At 46.1% G+C, this 19,633-nt stretch carries 18 protein-coding genes; 11 read left to right on the top strand and 7 right to left on the bottom strand.

Annotated features, from left to right (window positions below):
* Window positions 1-30: 30 nt before the first annotated feature.
* A complete protein-coding gene (locus tag QJS83_RS11225; protein WP_284604896.1) occupies window positions 31-534 on the top strand; it encodes a DUF6790 family protein in 504 nt (167 codons plus the stop codon).
* Window positions 535-683: 149 nt separating this feature from the next.
* On the opposite strand, the gene QJS83_RS11220 is transcribed toward QJS83_RS11225, so the two are convergent.
* Window positions 684-1,676, bottom strand: coding sequence for a hypothetical protein (locus tag QJS83_RS11220; protein WP_284604894.1), 993 nt, complete (start codon window positions 1,674-1,676; stop codon window positions 684-686).
* Window positions 1,677-2,101: 425 nt separating this feature from the next.
* Here QJS83_RS11220 and QJS83_RS11215 point away from each other — a divergent pair, with 425 nt between their 5' ends.
* The gene (locus QJS83_RS11215) at window positions 2,102-2,368 is read left to right on the top strand and encodes a hypothetical protein (protein WP_284604892.1); all 267 of its coding nucleotides are present in this window, start codon (window positions 2,102-2,104) and stop codon (window positions 2,366-2,368) included.
* A 16-nt stretch (window positions 2,369-2,384) separates the two neighbouring features.
* On the opposite strand, the gene QJS83_RS11210 is transcribed toward QJS83_RS11215, so the two are convergent.
* Window positions 2,385-2,996 (bottom strand): hypothetical protein, encoded by a 612-nt coding sequence (locus QJS83_RS11210; RefSeq protein ID WP_284604890.1) that lies wholly within the window; start codon window positions 2,994-2,996, stop codon window positions 2,385-2,387.
* Between the two features lie 249 nt (window positions 2,997-3,245).
* Here QJS83_RS11210 and QJS83_RS11205 point away from each other — a divergent pair, with 249 nt between their 5' ends.
* Both QJS83_RS11205 and QJS83_RS11200 read left to right on the top strand, forming a co-directional pair.
* Window positions 3,246-3,710 (top strand): SRPBCC domain-containing protein, encoded by a 465-nt coding sequence (locus tag QJS83_RS11205; protein WP_284604888.1) that lies wholly within the window; start codon window positions 3,246-3,248, stop codon window positions 3,708-3,710.
* A gap of 186 nt (window positions 3,711-3,896) precedes the next feature.
* Complete coding sequence (locus QJS83_RS11200) at window positions 3,897-5,030, top strand: patatin-like phospholipase family protein (protein ID WP_284604886.1); 1,134 nt, start codon at window positions 3,897-3,899, stop codon at window positions 5,028-5,030.
* Here the strand turns inward: QJS83_RS11200 and QJS83_RS11195 are convergent.
* On the bottom strand, window positions 5,027-6,967 hold the full coding sequence (locus QJS83_RS11195) for a potassium transporter Kup (protein WP_284604884.1): 1,941 nt from the start codon (window positions 6,965-6,967) through the stop codon (window positions 5,027-5,029). The two genes, QJS83_RS11200 and QJS83_RS11195, sit on opposite strands and share 4 nt — an antisense overlap.
* A gap of 84 nt (window positions 6,968-7,051) precedes the next feature.
* Here QJS83_RS11195 and QJS83_RS11190 point away from each other — a divergent pair, with 84 nt between their 5' ends.
* Window positions 7,052-7,222: a hypothetical protein gene (locus QJS83_RS11190; RefSeq protein ID WP_284604882.1), complete on the top strand. Its 171-nt coding sequence runs from the start codon at window positions 7,052-7,054 to the stop codon at window positions 7,220-7,222.
* Here QJS83_RS11190 and QJS83_RS11185 read toward each other — a convergent pair.
* On the bottom strand, window positions 7,197-7,781 hold the full coding sequence (locus QJS83_RS11185; protein ID WP_284604880.1) for an NADPH-dependent FMN reductase: 585 nt from the start codon (window positions 7,779-7,781) through the stop codon (window positions 7,197-7,199). The two genes, QJS83_RS11190 and QJS83_RS11185, sit on opposite strands and share 26 nt — an antisense overlap.
* A 73-nt stretch (window positions 7,782-7,854) precedes the next feature.
* Here QJS83_RS11185 and QJS83_RS11180 point away from each other — a divergent pair, with 73 nt between their 5' ends.
* Window positions 7,855-8,544, top strand: coding sequence for a PilZ domain-containing protein (locus QJS83_RS11180; protein ID WP_284604879.1), 690 nt, complete (start codon window positions 7,855-7,857; stop codon window positions 8,542-8,544).
* A gap of 91 nt (window positions 8,545-8,635) precedes the next feature.
* Window positions 8,636-9,910, top strand: coding sequence for a hypothetical protein (locus tag QJS83_RS11175; RefSeq protein WP_284604877.1), 1,275 nt, complete (start codon window positions 8,636-8,638; stop codon window positions 9,908-9,910).
* On the opposite strand, the gene QJS83_RS11170 is transcribed toward QJS83_RS11175, so the two are convergent.
* Window positions 9,907-11,259, bottom strand: a complete 1,353-nt coding sequence (locus QJS83_RS11170; protein WP_284604875.1) for a hypothetical protein — start codon at window positions 11,257-11,259, stop codon at window positions 9,907-9,909. The two genes, QJS83_RS11175 and QJS83_RS11170, sit on opposite strands and share 4 nt — an antisense overlap.
* A gap of 258 nt (window positions 11,260-11,517) precedes the next feature.
* On the opposite strand from QJS83_RS11170, the gene QJS83_RS11165 reads away from it, so the two are divergent.
* Window positions 11,518-14,559, top strand: a complete 3,042-nt coding sequence (locus tag QJS83_RS11165; protein WP_284604873.1) for an outer membrane lipoprotein-sorting protein — start codon at window positions 11,518-11,520, stop codon at window positions 14,557-14,559.
* Window positions 14,560-14,561: 2 nt separating this feature from the next.
* Here QJS83_RS11165 and QJS83_RS11160 read toward each other — a convergent pair whose 3' ends face one another.
* Window positions 14,562-14,891, bottom strand: coding sequence for a DUF1904 domain-containing protein (locus QJS83_RS11160; protein ID WP_284604871.1), 330 nt, complete (start codon window positions 14,889-14,891; stop codon window positions 14,562-14,564).
* Between the two features lie 8 nt (window positions 14,892-14,899).
* Window positions 14,900-15,397 (bottom strand): TetR/AcrR family transcriptional regulator, encoded by a 498-nt coding sequence (locus QJS83_RS11155; protein WP_284604870.1) that lies wholly within the window; start codon window positions 15,395-15,397, stop codon window positions 14,900-14,902.
* A 161-nt stretch (window positions 15,398-15,558) separates the two neighbouring features.
* Here QJS83_RS11155 and QJS83_RS11150 point away from each other — a divergent pair, with 161 nt between their 5' ends.
* The 3 genes from QJS83_RS11150 to QJS83_RS11140 are packed head-to-tail and all read left to right on the top strand — an operon-like array spanning window position 15,559 to window position 19,633.
* Window positions 15,559-17,079, top strand: a complete 1,521-nt coding sequence (locus QJS83_RS11150; protein WP_284604868.1) for a GH3 family acyl-acid amido synthetase — start codon at window positions 15,559-15,561, stop codon at window positions 17,077-17,079.
* Window positions 17,076-17,651, top strand: a complete 576-nt coding sequence (locus tag QJS83_RS11145) for a hypothetical protein (protein WP_284604866.1) — start codon at window positions 17,076-17,078, stop codon at window positions 17,649-17,651. The genes QJS83_RS11150 and QJS83_RS11145 overlap by 4 nt, the downstream gene beginning before the upstream one ends.
* A complete protein-coding gene (locus tag QJS83_RS11140) occupies window positions 17,648-19,633 on the top strand; it encodes a C45 family autoproteolytic acyltransferase/hydolase (RefSeq protein WP_284604865.1) in 1,986 nt (661 codons plus the stop codon). Before QJS83_RS11145 ends, QJS83_RS11140 begins: the two co-directional genes overlap by 4 nt.

The following is a 19,633-nucleotide window of genomic DNA, read 5'->3' as shown; positions in this document are numbered from 1 at the left end:
ACGACATCTTTGCTTCGGAGTTTCTAGGTTATGGAAGCTATCATCCGCTTTGTCTTGTCCAACTTCACTTTAACTTTTTTGCTGATTGGATTTCTTTTTGGATTTCTGAAAAGCATTTCCCGCAGAAAGCCTAAAACACGCGAAAACACGATTGAAGCTTTTTTTTCGCAGTACTTGTTTTGGGCGATTGGTGCGACGTTCTTTTATAACTTCGTGATGCACACATTTTTCGGAGACATGTCGGCGGCCTTTATTGGATGGTCACCAAGTCCCTTTCAAACTGAAGTGGGCTTTGCCAGTCTCGGCTTCTCTGTGGTGGGCTTTTTAGCTTTTAAAGGCTCTTACGGCTTACGAATCGGAGCCGTGATAGGTATGAGCTGCTTTCTACTTGGCGCAGCGGCTGGGCACGCCTATCACATGATCGCAAATCACAACTTCGCCCCCGGCAACGCCGGCATCATCTTTTACACCGACATCCTTGTGCCGCTGATAGGCTTCTGGTTCCTCTACATCTCTCGCCCTAAAGGCAAATAACATAGGATCGCAAAAACACAAAAATGCCAGGAAGGCATTTTTTCGCGGCAGCCCCGAAGGGGTTTTTTGCTAGGAATGGCAAAAATAAAAAACCCACAGTTTTGCGACTGTGGGTTTTTTATTTTTCTAGATAAGAACTGATGTCTTAATTAGAACAAGTTCAAGTTCGCAGACAAAGCTACGTTCGTTCTGTCAGAACGCAAGTCTTTAGGAGTGAATTGAACGTTAGGGTACAAGTAGATATCACGAGTTACAGAGATACCAACGCCCATAGATTGATATGGCTCAAGTTGGATCAATTCGTTTTGACCTTCGTAAGAAGCGAATTGGAAGTAACCGAATACAGTTCTGAAAGAGTAAGTGTCGTTGAACGCGTACTCAGCAAATGGGAACAAACCAACGCCGTAGTCATAACGAAGACCGTCGTTGAAATCACCTTTAGTAAGGTCTTTATCGTAAGATACAGACACGCCACCTTGCCATTTAGAATCGCCAAGGTCAGCCAATACTACTTGGCTCAAAGAAACGTTACCCAAAAGGTTGTAGTAATCAGTAGCATCTTCCTCAGTGTAGTGAGTGTAAGTGATGCCAGAGATCATTTGCATGCCCATAGCACGGTAACCGTGGCTATAGTCGATGTATGGGTTAGAAACTTGTGAACGCTTCTGAGTAGCACCTTGTCTTGAAGCACGTGGATCTTGGAAATCCTTAGTGATGTCGCCCTCAAGTGGAGCCATAACAACAACGCCAGTACCCAATGACAAGTTACCACCTTTAGAAACACGGTAGTTAACACCTACGTTACCAGACAACGCAGTCAAAGATTCGATAGATGCAGATGCACGGTAGTTAGGACGGATAGAATCGAATGGTTTTTCGATAGATCCACCAGAGTAACCCAAGCTAGATTTGAAAGACCATTGAGACTTAGAGCCCAACTCAGAACGCATACGAGCATTCGTGATCTCTTGGTCGATGTCTTCTTTCTTCTCGTCTTTGTTTTGAACGTCAGTCACTTTTACAGTGCTTGTGTTCGCGTTTGAGTTTTGCGCTTGCTCTTCAGCTTGTGCAGAAACCGCAACCATTGATCCCGCCAAAATCAGTGACAATAAAACTTGTTTTTTCACTGTTTTCCCTTTCATTAGTGGTTAATTATGTTTTCCTAAAAACATTTATTTAAAATCAAAGCCAATACGTTCCAGTCTTTCGGATCCCTGAATACCCACCTGGTTCCGAAAGGGGTCATAATGGTCCCAAATTGGAGCCACGATCCCTAATGAGCAAGTAAGGTGCCATGACTTTGGTCCCGTTTCAACACCATTTCTTGACGAAATCCTAAATTATTCCGGGCTTATATTCGATTTGAGGTGGAAATAACCGTTGAGCAATGGTGAGTCCTCGTGCGGACAACACGTCGCGCTGTTGAAATGACAAAGCCGGGTGAAAATAATTCATCTCTGTTCCGCCTGCCGGATGGAACTGAAAATCTACAACTTGCCCGTCTTCACAGCTCTTTCATACTGAAGGTTAGGAGGTTTCTATGAACGCCCCGCAAAATGATCCGTACATGGAAAGAGAGTTTTTGCACCAGATTGGTGTGTCTTTGAATGCGGCTCTTTTTATTGTCGATCGGCTGACCGAAGAAATTAAAGAAGAGGAAGGGCGATTAGAAACAGATAAAGAAATCGAAAAGCTTTTCCATCATCTCGCCAATTATTTAGTGAAGATTGATACGCTTGTAAAAAGCCGCCGCACACAGCTTTCAGAAATTCTCGATGAAGAGATAAAAAGAGAAAAGGAGAGTTTGCGACACTCTCCCCGTCAACCGATTTAATTTTTAAACTCTGCTTTTACTTTACGATACCAGAGCCCGCCGTTGTGGAAGCGGCGTTAAGGTAGCCGACCATACCGCGTGTGTCTGTTACGCTAGAACCCAACAATGGCAAAGCTTCGTTAGGCTGAAACCACTGGTACAAGTCTTTGTCATTGGCAGAAGTTTTTTCGAAGTACTTGCGCACACCTTCTTGAATGACCATTTTTCCGTTCTGATAGACCTCAAGAGCCGCATAGTAAGGATTGCAATCTTCAGAGCGGCCACACATGGCATGGAAAACAACAGTGTAGCCGTTGACTTCCACTTGTCCTTCAGCGATCTCCGTTCCGAAGTGATGCGTGGTCACCGGCATTTCGCGATCGTTAATAAGAATTTTTGAAATCACCACCCGTGGTCCTGGTTGTCCTTCCGGAGTCCAATATCTTTCGATTCCAACAACATCCGCCTGAAGACCTTGCGCCGCTGCTCTTTCGCCGGCCGCTTGCGTTTTCTTACCGTCAGCAACCTGTGCGCCCATTTTATTGCGTGCATAACGAGCGGCGAACTCCGAGTTTTGTTTCGCACACGCCGTCAAACCAAGAGCTGTTGCACACATCAAAACAATGAAAAGAAATTTTGCGTCTTTCATGGGTTACTCCCTATTCAAAACAAAGAGATGCAAATTGATGTCCACGACAAGACCGCGCTTAAGATACAGAAATCACTCTTCAATCTCATTCTGAAACAGCGCACCTCAAAACGCTGAGAAGGTCGGACTGCCAAAGAATGTCCCGAGGCCGCCAAGGAGATCGACAGCGTTATGATGCACAGATTTATTTAAAATAATTTGTCGCCTCTCTTGGTGCTCCTTAAAATAGTCTGGCACTTGGAGGTGTTTATGAAACCTGCGTTTGAAGTTTATATCATCGTGCAAAAGCCCGTCGCCGAAGTCTTCGACGCCGTTTACAATCCCAAGAAAATCAGTGCTTATTTCACGACGGCTCAAGCCTCGGCTCCTCTTGTTGAAGGCACGACGGTGCAATGGGAATTTGCGGATTTTCCCGGCGCGTTTCCCGTGCACTCTAAACAAATCGTTAAAGACAAATTAATCGTTATTGAATGGGGATCTTCGGAAGAAAACGGCCAAGACAATCGTGTCGAATTTTCTTTTGAAGCGCTGAACGAGCAAGAAACAAAAGTCAAAGTCACAGAGACAGGCTGGAGTGAAACTGAAAAAGGTGTGAAGTCGTCATACGGCAATTGCATGGGCTGGTCACAGATGCTCTGTGCGATGAAGGCTTATCTAGAGTATGGAATTAATTTGCGTCAAGGCGCTTACAAAACGATCCACGAACAAAAATAAGAAGGGAGCCGCTGTGGCCCCCTTTAACGAGGCAGGTCTTCCTTCAATGGAACCGATAACCGAAAAATATGATTATCGTGGCCTCGTACATAGCTAGTATCTCGCCGCTATGTATTTTCCTACAAGTCTAGAAATCCGCTGTTGAAGAAGACACGAGTGTATTAGCTTTTAAGCGAGGAAAAAGAGATGTCCGTAGGTCTTGTGTTATCTGGCGGTGGCGCCCGCGGCGCTTATCAGGCAGGAGTTCTTTCCGCTATTGCTGAAATCAGCAAGGGCCATGGTATTTCACAACCTTTTAACTACTACACTGGAATCAGCGCCGGCGCTCTGAATGCGACTTTTCTCGCAGCGGCTGAAAACAACGATATTGTCGCCGGCTGCAATAAACTTCTAGATCTTTGGAGCCATGTCGAATCACAACAAGTTTACATCAGCGACCCGGTGTCTTTGTCATTTGGCGGTTTGCGCTGGCTGACCGATCTTTCTTTTGGAGCCATGAAACCCACCTCGCCGCGCAAATCTTTATTGGACACGTCTCCGTTGCGGAAACTGGTTTATGAAAATTGCCGTTTCGAGAATATTCAAAAAAATATCGACAAAGGTCACTTCCGCGCGTTGGCGGTTTCGGCTTTGGATTACATGAGCACATCGACAGTGACCTTTATTCAAGGCCCGGACGATATTCCACTGTGGCGCAGAGTGCGCAAACAAGCCGAGCGCAGCACGATCACAGCCGATCACGTTTTAGCTTCGTCCGCGATTCCTCTTTTATTCCCGCCTGTGGCTGTCGATCATCGGCACTTCGGTGACGGGTGTATACGCAATCAATCTCCGTGTGGGCCTGCAATCTATATGGGCGCACGAAAACTTCTCGCTATTGGTGTGCGACGCAGACAGGATGTTTGTTACAGCGCTCATCCTCCGACGGAAAGCAAGCCGCCGTCTGTGGGACGTGTGGTGAACGTGCTTCTGCATACTTTGATGATGGACGGACTTGAAATCGATATTGAAAGAATCGATCGTATCAATGCAAACATCGCAAAACTGACACAGCTTGAACAAGCGGCGGTGGATGTTCGGCCGATTGATTATTTGTGGATCTCGCCTTCCATTGACGTGGCGGAAATCGCCGCTAATAAAGTGGAAAAACTGCCGCGCATGATTCGTTATCTCTTGAAAGGTCTGGGTACTCTTCAAGACGCCAGTGAGGTGGCCAGTTTTTTATTGTTTGAGCCGGAGTACTGCCAGCACTTGATTAAAATCGGTTATGCTGACGGCATGAAACACAAAGAGGAGATTCTTCATCTCCTCTCGTCTTAAATCTCGACTTGGATTCCCACTTCAATCACTTGATTGGGTGGAATACGGAAGAACGCTGTTGGTCGTTGCGCATTTTTCGACATCACAGCAAAGAGTCTTTCGCGCCAGTGCTGCATCCCCGGTTCATCCGTGCGCTGCGGACCTTTGTCGGCGATGATTGTTTCTCGGCCCAACACGAAAGTCGTTTCATTCACGTTGAAGTTGATGTCTCTTTCACGACATGCCTCCAAAATGTGTTTCATCTTTGGTGTTTCCATGAAGCCGTAATACGCCAGAATGCGGTACATGTTTGGAATCACTTCTTGAATGGAGATGCGCTCTTTTTTCGAGACAAAAGGAACTTCGCGCGTTTGGATTGTGAGAATTGCAACACGTTGGTGAAGTACTTTATTGTGTTTCAGATTATGTAACAGAGGAACCGGCACACCCCAGGGATCTCCCGTCATGTAGATCGCTGTACCTGGCGCACGCAACGGCGGCTCGCGCAGAAGTTTCTGACAGAAGTCTTCAATCGGCATGGAGCGCTCTTTAAGACGGCGGAAAAGAACCTGACGGCCTTTTTGCCATGTCGTCATCAAAAGATAAATCACAGCACCAATGACGAGCGGAACCCAACCACCGTGCGTAACCTTCCGGGCGTTCGCACCGAAGAAAGCAAGGTCAATGATAAGAAATCCACCAAAGATCGCGGAAGCTTTCAGAAGACTCCAATGCCATTTTTGACGAGCCACTTCAAAAGCCAGGATCGTCGTAATCACCATTGTGCCTGTTACGGCAATACCGTAAGCGGCCGCCAAATGCGTGGAAGAACGGAACGTCAGAACCAGCCAAATGACTCCAAGGAAAAGAGCCCAGTTGACTGTCGGCACATAGATCTGACCGATTTCAGTGCTGGATGTATGAATAATTGAAATACGCGGGCAAAAACCCAGCTGAATCGCCTGACGAGTTAAAGAGAAAATACCTGTGATCAATGCTTGAGACGCAATCACGGTTGCCATCGTTGCAAGAATAACCAACGGCAGAATCATCCACTTCGGAGCGAGAAGATAAAACGGATTTGAAATCGCCTCGGCATTATTCAAAAGCAAGGCGCCTTGACCGAAGTAATTGAGAATCAACGCAGGCAAAGCGATGAAGAACCACGCTAGACGAATAGGTCTTTTTCCAAAGTGTCCCATGTCGGCATAAAGGGCTTCTCCCCCGGTGACGACAAGGACGACAGACCCCAGAACGATAAATCCGTGCCAGCCGTTTCTAAAAAAGAACTCCAGCGCATGATGAGGCAAGACCGCTTCGAAGATATGCGTGTTTTCAGCGATTCCATGAATACCTAAGGCGCCCAACGTCGTAAACCATACCAAAAGAATCGGCCCGAAGATCACACCAATACGACCGGTTCCATATCTCTGCATCAGGAAAAGCGCATTAATCACGAAAATCGTAAGAGGAATAATATAAGGCTCAAATTGCGGCGCTACATAAGAAAGCCCTTCCATCGCAGAAAGAACCGAGATGGCCGGAGTGATAATTCCATCCCCGTAAAGAAGAGCGGCACCAAAGAGCCCCAACACTGTCATAATCCAACGGCGGCGTGTGATGTCTTTGCTGTGCTGACTGCGTACGGCTAATGCCATCAGAGAAAGAATACCTCCCTCGCCTTTATTGTCCGCTCTCATGACGAAGGCCATGTATTTCACACAAATAAGAAGGATCATTGTCCACACGATCAAAGACAAAATCCCGATGATATTTTCAGGCGTCGGAGCCAGGCCGTATTCACCACCAAAACACTCGCGAAGGGCGTAGAGAGGGCTTGTTCCGATGTCCCCAAAGACGACACCGAGCGCACCTAAAGCAACCATTAAAACATTGGCATTTTTGTTGTGATGACCTGGATTTTCGATAAAACGAGCCCCGTCTAAAATAAGAAACAAGGCTTTAGTTTAGATAAGATCCGGAACCTTGTCAGCTCTCTCCATGAAAAAATGACGCAGAATCCCTCATTACAGGAAGTTTAGTTGCCTAAGATTGAAGCCTTTTGCGAACATAAACCTATGGCGCCGAATACGATTCTTCGTTCCAAATGGCTCTTAGCCGCTCTTATTATCCTGGGTCTGATCTATTTTGAAGGCCGCGTTCACGACCGCCTGGTGGATCGCGAACCTACTGCCGCTTCTTTTGCTCGATAAAAGCGTTGGCATCAATCTTCGCCGTCATCAATGCGTGCGTGAATTTTTGAAAGCCTTTCGCTTGTTGCAATAAAAGTCCTTTGATGAATTCATCCTGCAACTGACCTTCCGAGTTGATGAGTTTAAACACGTTTTGAATAAACACACGCTCTGGATAAATGAAAGCATTGCGATAACCGAAGACCTGCTGCAAATGCTCGACAGGACGAAGAGCTCCAAACATTCCACCCAAGCCGACAAAACACACCGGACGATATTCGAAAGACTCGGGAAACTTCAAGTGATCGATGAAGTACTTCAAAACTCCCGGCATGGAGCCGTTATATTCAGGGCAGACAACAATCAAACCATCGCTTGTTAATACTTTGTCCACATACGGCTTCCAAGCCTCGCTGGGTTTTCCGTAGTGAAGAACATCATCATGCAGATGCGCCTTCATTTCTTTCAAATCCAAAATCTCAACTTGTTCTCCCAAACCCGCATAGACAGACTGAATGTATTTTGAAATTTTCAAAGTGTTTGAGTCAGGGCGATCCGTTCCTGAGATAATGTACTTCATACCTAATTCTCCTAGACAAAGCGGTATACATTTCGCTGTAATAAAGCACAAGAGTCAACTGAGGAGTTCACCTGTGGCGGATCCAAAAATTTGGTTTATTCTAAGTGAAGGTCAAGTGACCGGTCCCTACAGTCATGAAGAAGTGGAAAGCCGCCTCCCTAATACGAAGGAACCCCAGATCTGGGGCCGAGGTCAGTCGGAATGGATGACGCCGTCGCGCTGGCACCAAGCTCTGCAAGATACAACGAATGTGGCCACTCGCCCTGCTGCTGAAAATCAGGGCATCTGGCATGTGCGCGTGGAAGGCCAACAAAAAGCACCCTTGAAATACAACGAACTGATCAGTTATCTGAAGACCCTGACTGATTACTCAGCCGTGGATATTCGCCCTGATTCAAATCCTGCGTGGAAGGAAGTCTATTCCGTTCCCCGTGTGGTGGACGATTTGGGAATTAGCCGCCGCTCTCACCCGCGTGTCCCGATGGTGGGAACATTGGTTTGTCAGGGACCGAAAGGTGAATTTAAGTGCCGCGTGATCTCAATCAGCGAAGGGGGTTTGGGTGTCAATGACGCGCAAAACTTGCAGATCGGAGAGCGCTTTGAGGCCACCCTGACAAGCCCCAATCTTTTCGTCACGATCAATGCCACCTGCGAGGTGGTTTATGTCGGAAACGATGGCTACGCGGGCCTGCGCTTCGTAGAGTTGGGCGAAGAATTTAAAAGCTCCATTATCGAGTACGTCAATAAGTTCACGACGACTTAGTTTCTGCGAATTCACATACTGATTTTAAATGCAAAGATGTGTTTCCTAGAGGGAGATGAAATGCCTCTTTCTTTTTTTTCTTAGTATTTTTATGTTGCAGACAGCGGAAGCCAAACGGGCGACTGAATGGGCTTTGCATATTGATACGAAACTGGAAGCCACTTATTTTCCGCAGGATATCGGCGACAATACAAATCGGGATCTCTATAAACTCGAACTCGATCCGAACTATCTTTGGAAATACAAAGATAATTTTCGCTTTTACTCCAAACTGACTTTCGTTGCGAATCCGAACAACAACTCAGACGAAGAAAAATATTTCTTCGATGTGACTGAAGGATACTTTCGTTATACCGGTGAAACTTACAGTTTGCAGGCGGGCGCAAATATTTTCACCTGGGGCGTGACTGACGGTTATAATCCCGTCGATATCGTCAATCAAAAGCAATACTTCGACCCGCTTCACAGTCGCAAGCTGGGATCTCTGTCTATGGTGTTTTCGCAAACGCTGGGGAATTGGGAGTATGAACTCATTTACATTCCGCGAAGCCGTGAGGCGATTTTACCAGGCACGGAAAGCCGCTGGCTGCCGCGCGAAGTGTACGTCCCTTACACGCCTGAAAACGATCTGGTTCTTCTATTGCCGGAGACACTTCGCTATCATTACGGAACAAAGGAAAGCTTGGATAATGCTCTGGATAACAACGGTGCTTTTCGCGTGCAACGACGCGGGGATGTTTTTGATATCGGTCTTAGTTTTTATGAAGGTGTCGCTTCATTCCCGATTGTCCAACCCGTTGTTACGGGCACCATCGTCGCCGTCTCGCCTAAGACCATTGTGCAAGTAGATCCGGACGTCACGCTCAACACCAAAAACTATCGTCTGCGCCAGGGAGGCCTCACCCTCACGGCGACATTTTGGGAAATGCTGTTTAAGTATGCCAGTGCTTATTCGCAAAGTATCGGCGATGACCCGTTACTGCCCGGCTGGACCCATGAAAACGTAGCCGCGCTGGAAAAGAACTTCCCTCTGGGCGACAAGGGCTTTTTAATCGGTGTCTTGCAGTATTCTCTTATCACATCGGAACGAGCCAACGATTCAAACTTGTCCGTCACAGAAATTTTTCGCGAAGCCTGGATGCTCGGCGGTCGCATGACGTGGAAAGAAGTTTGGAATTATTCTCTTTTAGGTCTTTATGATCAAAAACACGGAAGTAATTTTATCGAAGCCAGTATAGGACGAAGATTTTTCGACCGCTGGGTTCTAACCTTCACGGCCGATTTTATTCAAGGCTCGCAAGAAACACCTTTAGGAGTGTACGAGAACAATGACTCGTACACTCTGAGCTTGTCGGCTTCTTTTTAAGGAGCTAATTGCAAGAGCATATCTTGATCTGCCGGAGCAATCAGTTTTTTCACGGACAATGACAAATCTTCAGCAATAGGGATTTGCGGAAGCTGCACGGTCACCCGTTTTCCCCAAAGACCCGAGACGATTTTATCGCGGATCTTTGATGTTGAGAAACGACGATTCGGTCCGTATTTTTTTACGTACGAAGCATCCCATTGCGGCGTCATGCCTAACGAAGGGTTTGCAAAATAGGCCTGTGCTTTTCCGCCGTCGACTTTGATTTGCACTTTGGAGCTAAACGGCAACGTGAAATTCATAAAAGGCACATACTTGCCGCTGCGGGGGGCTTGCATTTTCGATAAGAACGTCGCTTTCACTTGATAATTGGTTCCCGCACCTTGAATATCCACATCTTTATTTGAGTACACGTCAAACAAGAACTTTGCGGACTTCGAATAATTCATCAGTTCCGGCCAAACGAAGAATTGCGCAAATCGCGATCCGGTCAACGCGGAAAATCCGGGAAGTTTGTTCGAGTAGACTTGATGAATCCAAGAATTTGCCCCATAAGCCATGCGCAGGACTTCCTTAGCGAATTCCTTGGGCAGTCGTAATTGGGCTTCCGATGACACGGGCATTGCCTTCGTCGCATCCAATGTAAGTATTTTCACTTCCTCTGTTTTCGATTGAGTGAATTCAATTTCAAGATGACCTTTGACCAAAGCTCCCGCTTCGCCGGTGTCTTGATAATTGTCGATTTTCATCAAAATACGTACGTCCGGTCGCATGGCTACGAGCTGTTTGGCTCCGCCGAAATCAAATTTGAATTCTTTAAGAGAATCTTGGATGTATTTTTTAATCAGCTCTTTCTGTGGCTCTACGAAGCGCTGTGAATCGTTGGCGATCTTGGTGATCTCCTGACGAAGAAGATCGTCGAAACCCTCAACACCCTCACATTTAATTTCCGGCGTCGTCCAGCTTCCTGGTTCCCAGGCTAGGTGGACGGATTGCACGGCCATCCCCGCCTGCGTGCTTCCCAACTGCGGAGCCACGACCATCGCAAAAGATCCTTTTCCCGGAGAAAGAGTCAGCACCACATCTTTACAGAGAGCGTGCACGCGAAAACGACCGATGATTCCCCCGACAACACGTTCTACGACGTGATCGACGGAAACTTCACCCATGTGAATTTCCGCATTGAGGTTTTTCGATGCAAGCTCCAAGACACTTTGCCCATTTCCTAAAGCAGGTTTGTGCAGGAAGGTCTTCATCTGCAAAGAAATATTTTTTAACTTCACCGGAACATCTTGAGAGAGAATTTCCTGATCAGGAAATTGCCAGTTTCCCTGAAACTCTTTGTTCACGAGGGATTCCCATTTTTTCTCAATCAAACTTTGTTGAAACTGTCTAGGAAGTGATAGTTCAAATTCAGAATTAATTTGTGAACTTGCAAATGCGTGTGAAGATATCAAGAATATAAAAAGCGCCGCCGATAGGCCTTTGGTCGTTATCTCTCTTCTTTGTTTTTTCATCATTGTTCCCATCATCATGAGTTTAAGATACGGCGAAGTACGATTTTTCTAAAGAAACTTGTTAACGAAAGAATCGAAAGAAGACACTGCATGAAGAAACAAAAGAAAGAGAATCCGAATTTCCCGCTTTCCGTCAAAAGACTCTCCATCTCTACTCTTCTTATAATGTTTTTACTTACCATTCTTAGTTTGTTCGCTTTGCCAAAACTGCAAACTCAGTACAGCCTTAAGCAATTTCTTCCTAAAGATAATCCTCTTCTTAAACGCGATGAACATACACGACAACTTTTCCAACTGTCCGATTCGCAACCGTTCATCATTACAGCAAAAGTGAACGCAAATAGCGAGACCTGGTTTAACAAAGATAAAATCGAAAGCTTAGAAAGACTCACAGATTTGCTTGCGCATTTTCCCGGCGTCAGAAACACGATGAGTCTTGCGACCGTTCAAGGAGCTTTGAGCAGCGAAACTGGTCTTAGTGTCGGACCTCTATTAAAAAATCTGCCTGAAGAAAAATGGCAAGCGGAAACGCTGGCGAATCCGCTGATCGCTCCGACGCTGATTTCCCAGGACGGAAAGACCGCTTCTATTATTGTGAACATCAAACCTTTGAACACACAGGAGCTTCTTCATCTTCGCCAGAATCTGGAAGTAACGGCGAGCGCTGCTATTCCTTTTTCAAAGGTCGAGATCGGCGGAACCCCCGCAGTGCAAACGGATGTCGGCGTGCTTTTGCAGACGGAGATTCGCAACTTCGTTGTTCTGGGTTTTATCGCCTGCTTCCTTGTTCTGGGATTGGTTTTTGCGAATTGGTCGCCATTGATCATTTCTTTTATTGTTATTTTAGTTGCGAATATTCTGGTCCTCGCGGTCATGGCCTTGGCGGGATATCCGTTTTCCATTCTCTCCAGCACCATTCCTATTTTAACGACGGTCGATGTCGTCTCGCTGTGTATTCATACGTTATTACGTTATACCGAAGAGCGAAAAAATCAGCCGACACTGTCCCATCATGAGGTCGTTAACTTTACCTTTAAAAAACTGATAGGACCGAATTTCTTTGCATCGACAACAACGATGATCGGTTTTCTTGCCCTTTTAACCGTTAAGGTGCCTTTGATCCGCGATTATGGAATTACAGCTTCTATCGCGATTATGATCGGCTGGCTGGCGACAACCGCTTTACTCTTCCCGCTTTTGCATTTTCTTCCGGGACCGCAAGCGCGATTGTGGGCTTGGGCGAAAGCGCGCTGGGGACTTTATCTTTTCCGTCGTTCGGGAATCTGGGCATTTCTTATTGTTCTTGTCTGTTCGGCTTTAGCTATCAAAGGCCAAGGTCTTTCGTGGTCCGCGCGCCTTTTTGATGATCTGCCGACAAATCATCAAGTACGCCTTTCCACCGAAACTATTGATCGAGAACTCGGCGGTATGATTCCTATTGATATCGAAGTGAAAGGCGCCTCTGACGTATGGAACGACCCGAAACTTTTGGCTACCTTGGACCAGCTTCTTACCGCCATTCGCCGTATCGACGGTGTTGGCAGCGTCGTGGGTCTGCCGGATTTGATTGCGGCGGCGAATCTTCATCACTCGCGCCTCCCGGCAAGCCGCTCTTCGACCGCCGAGGTTTTCTTTCTTTATTCACTTTCAAGTAACAGTCCTTTGAAGAACTTCTTGAATACGGATTCTTCGAACACACGCATTTCCGTCAGAACAACGGACTTGCCAGCGAATCAGCTGCAATCGGTGGTGAACACAATTAAAGACATGACGGAAAAAACTTTTCCACAAATGAGTGTCACCATCACTGGCATGGGTTCAACGATTCATCATTTGAATAACGAGCTTTCGCACGAACTGATTTTTGGCTTTTGGCAATCGATGGCGGCAATTTGCTTGGTCTTGGTCTTCGTCTTCAAATCTTTACGCTGGGCTTTGGTGGCGTGCATTCCCAATCTGGTGCCACCGGCCGCCTTGTTAGGATTTTTGGCAATTTCTGAAACGCCGATTAAACCGAGTGTGGCCATCATCTTCTCGATCGCACTGGGTCTGGCATTTAACAACACCGTGTACTTGCTGGAGCGTTTGCGATTAATTCAAAAGACTTCGAAGTCGAAAGAACTAGAGATCGAAAAAACTCTGTGGCGAGAAGGCAATCCTTGTCTCATATCAAGTTTGACGTTGCTTGCGGGCTTCTCGGTCTTTATGGCCTCGTACTTTGCCATGAATCGTATTTTCGGATTTTATATGTTGTTATCCATGCTCGCAGGACTTGTCGGAGATTTGATTCTTCTCCCAACTATGTTGAAAAGTTGCCCATGGCTCTTGGCTCCAGTACCGTGGAAAAAGGAGAAAGCTATGGCCACAGCATCTGCGATTTTATTAACTTTGTTTATTTCTTTCACTCCGGCTCCTACTCACGCACAAGCCCCCACCGTAGAAAAAATCGGACAAGAGATGTCGGACCGCTTGCGCGCTCACGATGAAGAGTTTGTCGTAAAAATGAAAATCATCGAAGCCGACGGTTCCAGCAAAGACCGTGAAATGAAAATTTGGCGCTTAAGTCCTCAGAAAAAAGAACACTATCTTATGGTGCGCATGCAAAAGCCGCAGGATCTGAAAGGCACCGCTTTGCTTGCAACGTTAAAAGGCACAGAGGAAGACAAATGGATTTATCTTCCTTCGACGAAACAAACGCGTCGCTTAACCGGAGAATCCGGCCAAGGCGGCATTCTGGGATCTGAATTAAGCGTCGAAGATTTTGACTTTAATCGCGAGCAAGGCGCTCAGAATACTCTTAAAAAAGAGATCGAAGTGAAAGGGAAGAAATATTATCTCATCGAAAGTGACGTAAATGCCACGTCATCATCCTACGCCAAAGTGATAAGCTATGTTGCCGCTGAAAACTTTCTGCCCGTGAAAGCAGAGTGCTTCGACAAGCAAGGAAAGCTTCTGAAAGTTTTGGATATCACCGGCTATAAAAAACTGGCCGGCAATAAATGGCGCGCAAGCAAGATCAAAATTCGCAACGTACAAAACAAGCGCGGAACAGAAATTACGATTTCCCAGGTTAAACTCGATCAGAATTTGAAACCGAACCGCTTTACTCCGAAAGCTCTTTCCGAAGAGTGATTCTAAAAATGCCGGGCGTTTTCGTAGTAAGACGCTTTCGGCAACACCTGAAAGACCACAACGACGTCTTCATAAGCTCCCAAGGCATTGACTTTTTCAGTAATAATGACAGCACAACGGTCCTGCACTTCTTGCGGACGCTCAAACCACAAAACCTCAACAAATGGATACGACGGCGTTTCTTGACCTGACGCAAAGTATTGCGTATTTACCAGCTCAAACGTGAAATTATCTTCAGATGTTTGCATTGCCGCAGCCAATTCTTTGGGAAGAGAGCTGCTGAGTTCCCGGACTTCAGCTGCAGATGTCGCACGAAAGCGCAGATGAGGCATAATACTCCTTAAATATAACTTTCAAAAAGTTCGTTCACACGTTCTTCAGGGAGTTGATAAGTGATGGCGCCCAACTCTTTCAAATAGATCTCAAGAATTTGAATATCAGAAAGCTTGGGAAACTCCACCTTCAAAGCTTTCAATAAAAGCTTTTCCGCATCTTTGATCATTTTACCGATCTCACCATCGTTGTTTCTCTCGAGATAATACAACACAAAAAGATAAGGCATTTTTTTAACGTCACGAAGAACTTGCTTGAGACGCTCGCGGATGCCCATAGTCTTTGTTCTTTCGATATTGAAGAACTGAGAAATAACGAACTTATAAGCTTCTTCCAGAACGGATTTTTTCTCTTTCCCGAAATAATAATAAATCAAAGAACGCGTGATTCCTGATTCACGGGAAATATCCGAGAGAGTCCACTTCAAGTGTCCCTTTGCGACTTCCATTTTCAGGATTGCATTACATACGGCGAAATAGATTTCTTCTTTGGACTGTGTTGCCATCGGGTAATTTTGACAAAAACCCCCGAAAACTGTCAATGGAAACGCGAGTTTTAGACAAAAACGCGCCAAACCTGTCAACCCGATTCAACGACAAAGCACTGAAGCCCACATAAATTAGCTCCATCAACAATTAAGGACAAAAACAAAAAAGGAGTACGTTTATGCTAGCAATGGATTCTGTAGTGCAAAACTTAGGTCAAAAATACTTGAAGACTTACGCTCAATACATGAGTGTGAGCCGTAAAGATATGTTGAATAAGCAAGAAGATAACTTCAACAGCCTGCGCCGCTCCTTGCGCGGAACACGTCTTTACCGCGATCTTCGCCTTTCTCACATTCACACATATGAAGAGTTCGTGAATCACGTTCCGGTCTATGGTTACGATGAATATGCCCCTTACATTGATATGGTCGCAGCGGGCCACCAAGACATTCTTTTCAAAGACGATGTGGCCCACTTTGGTCTTTCTTCGGGTACTTCTGGAAAAGACAGCAAGCGTGTTCCATATAACGAAAAAATGATTCGTATGTTCTTAAAGTCGCAAAAGCGCATTGCGAGCAAGCTCAGCGCTCTTGAGCCTGATATCAATTTCTTAAAAGTCGGCCGTTTGACTTTTGGATCCGACCCTTATCTTTATTCCCAAAACGGTTTCAAGTTCGGCTATATCTCCGGCATCTTGAGCACGCGTGTTCCGAAGTCTCTTGCAAAAAACACTTTTCCATCTAAAGAAGTTCTAGCGATTTCCAATTGGGATAAGAAAATCGATGTTCTTATTCAAGAGTCATTGCATCAGGACATCCAGGTTGTCAGCGGTATCCCGACTTATATTATCAGTATCTTTGAAGCCATTTTACAAAAAACCGGAAAAAAGCACATCAACGAAATTTGGCCGAATCTTAAAGTGTTCGTTTATGCCGCGACACCGATTAAACAATACAAAGAGCGCATTGACCGCCTTGTTGGTCATGAATTGAACTACTATGGCGTTTACGCTGCGACAGAGGGAGCCATCGGTCTTCCGTACGAAAAATACAATGAAGGCCAGCAACGTTATATTTTGAATCCGGATTTGTTGTACTCCTTCACTCCTGTTGAAGGAGAAAAACGCAATCTCGGCTTGCACGAAATCAAGATGAACACTCCTTATTCAATCAACATCGGCACGCCTAACGGCCTTATTCACTACGCAATGAAAGACGTCGTGGTATTCACGGAGTATCAAGGCGACCTCGTCTTTGAGTTTGTCGGCAGAAAAAGCACGGGTATGAACCTCGCCGCCGAAAAAGTGAGCGACGACGAAATTCTTGACTGCTACCTTGCGACTAAAAATGCAACGAACGTGGATCTGCGCCATTTCTTTTTGTCTCCAATAAATCACGACGGCAAAGTTTCTTATCTTTGGACTCTGTTTATTCCAACACACAGCGAAGTCGATAAAGAGCTTTTAGCGCAAACTTTGGATAAAGAAATGCAGCGTCTTAACGGCGATTATCAGGATTGCCGCGAAATTGAAGTATTAGGCCGCGCGCAAGTCACACTTATGAGCGCTGACTATTTGCAAGCTTATTTCGAAAAGAACCGCAGTCGCGGACAATTCAAAATGAAAACGACTTTCGAAACAGCAGAAGAATATTTAAAATTCATCAGTGCACACATTGCAGCACCTGAGGTCGTCCAATGATCCTCTGGTTTAGCGGTTTAGGTTTTATTTCAGCATTCGCCTTAGGGCCGGCGACGTTTAATATTATCCGCAACCTGATTGCGAGAAAAGCGTGGCCCTGGAGATCCATCGCCGGATTTCTTCTGGGCGACTTAATCTATATTGCCGCAGCGGTTTTGCTTTTACGAACATCGCTTTGGCAAATCGTGTGGTTGAAAGCTCTTCTGACGTCCCTCACCGTCTTATGTTTGCTTCTGTATTCTCTGAAAGTTCTTTTCCCGGGAAAAGAACAACAGGAACAACCGTCGACGGTGGGTGCACCGAGTTTTCGCCGAAGTTTCTTTCTGACTCTGGGGAATTTTCACCTGGTCTTTATCTATGCAGGCCTGTTTGTGAATCTTACCGAAAATAACCTCACAATGTTCGCCGGCGTTCTGGCTTATTTGAGTGCATTTATCGTGAGTTTCTTTGCACTCTTGTGGGTGCTTCGCGTTTTCCACGGATCTCTTCAACAGATCCTTAGAAAAATCGAAGTGGTCGCCGCCTGTGGTTTTTTAACTTTTTCAATCTATCTATCAATGGGAATTCTATGAAACACCTTATTTATTTTCTGAGCTTCCTTCTGAGCCCGACAATCAGTTATGCCGATTGCACTTTGCAAAATGAATTGCATGGACAAAAACACTTTATTTGCCGTGCACCGGGTACTAGCAAAGACGTGCATGTTTTGGATTTCCAAGGCGGCTTTGCAGAAACGGCCTATTATCACGGCTATTTCTTACGCCCTGAAATCGAGCGCGGCATTCTACGCGGCGTGCAGGTGCGTACCGAGCGTGCCTTCAACGAGCTCTCGAATAAAGAAAAAGAAACATTCATGCTCATTAAAAACTGTGTGATTGATAATTACCGCCACAGTGTCTCGAATGAATTTAAAGCGGGACTAAAAAACCTGCATAAAGGTTTGCGCGATGCCGGCGGCCACATTGAATGGAACGCCTTTGAAGAGACCAACTATATGGTGGAATTTTCTATCTTCGTCGATGCCATGCAAAGACAACTCGAAGAAAGTCCAACGAAAGGCAAATTCAAAGTTTTCTCTTCCTGCGCTCCTTATTTCGTCGGCAATTCACTCTTAAAGCCTTTTAAAAAACTAGCGCAAGGTTTACGTTCTTTAAAAATGGGTTGCACAGGGATTAGTGCCTCAGCAACAGGCTCCACGGACGGAGCACTCGTTCACGGGCGTAACTTCGATACCGGTCTTTTGGGGTTCTATGAGGGTCAACAAGTGATCGTCATCAATCGCCAGAAAAACGGAATCACCTCTGTCGGACTGGGCTCTGCAGGTCTGCACTATGCCGGTGGTATTAGCGGCATCAACAATTATGGTCTGTCGGTAAGTCTGCACGAATTGCAAACAGAAGGCACTCGTTTGCGCTATGAGAGAGGCGAATCCGATATCGCACCTTATCTTCTTCATACGGTTTTGCAGAACGCGCGCACATTAAATGAAGCTATTGGCATGATTCAAACCCGCAAAGGCTTCGGCGCTTGGACGTTCTTTATTTCCGACTCCAAAACCGATGAATCCGCGTCCATCGAGATGAGTGGCGACACCGTTGTTGTGGCTCGTCGTCAGCAACACGCTTTCCTTGGACAGTCGAATCACTTTCTGGCGGCGGCAACAAGTGTGGAAGGGTATGAATACAGTCTAAATAAAACGCTCGAAACAAGAGCCCGCATGACCCATGTCAACCGTACCGTTCAGGAAAACTGGGGCGCGATTGATGCTCAATGGGTCATCAATCGTCTATCTGGCCACTATGACGAGTTGGTGGGACCTCGCAGTTTTGGTCGCACAACAACAAAAGTCTATACGGCAGCCACTCACGTGATGGTGCCAGGCCGCCAGGAATGGTGGATGAGCGTCGGTGAAACATATCCCACAAACCGTTCCCACTTTGTGGGCTTCCGTCTGACCCAAGACAGATCCAATCCCGTGCAGATTTTAGGGGTAACCAAAGCCGCTGAAGACGGTGACAAAGCTTCTTGGTATGACTCCATGGGTTTTTATGTTCAGGCTTACCTTAGCAATGAATCCGATTCGAAGTCTTTAGCAGGTCTCGACCAAACGCTCAAACTTTTGCAACAAGCTCAAGAGGGCTCCCGCATGAACGGCGTCTTTGAATTCCCTTATCACTTCATGTGGGCGCGAATGAAAGTTTACCGTGCAGCTCGCGCTATCTTGCAGGGCGATCGCGCGACGGCTTTTGCAGACCTTACGGAAGCTCAAGAAAAAATCCGCGAGATCACCGAGACGGCTTATGCATCACTGCATCCTTACGAGCAGTTTCAGCTGGCCTTGTGGAATTTCCGCGCAGAAACGTTAAAGCCGCAAGCAAAAACAAATAAGAACGTGCAACACGCTTCCCGCGTGCAAGCGCAAACTCTTCTCGCAGGTTTGATCAAAAAGCATCCTCAGCAACGCGAGCTTTATGATTTGCGCTGGAGCTTACAGCAGACAGAACAACTTGATATTGTCTTGGATGCGGATATCCGTTTAGGCACTGTGGAGTAG

It is taken from the genome of Bdellovibrio sp. 22V, assembly GCF_030169785.1.
Lineage (GTDB): Bacteria > Bdellovibrionota > Bdellovibrionia > Bdellovibrionales > Bdellovibrionaceae > Bdellovibrio.
Note: the sequence above shows the minus strand (reverse complement) of the source record. Positions and strands in the feature narration are given on the sequence as shown.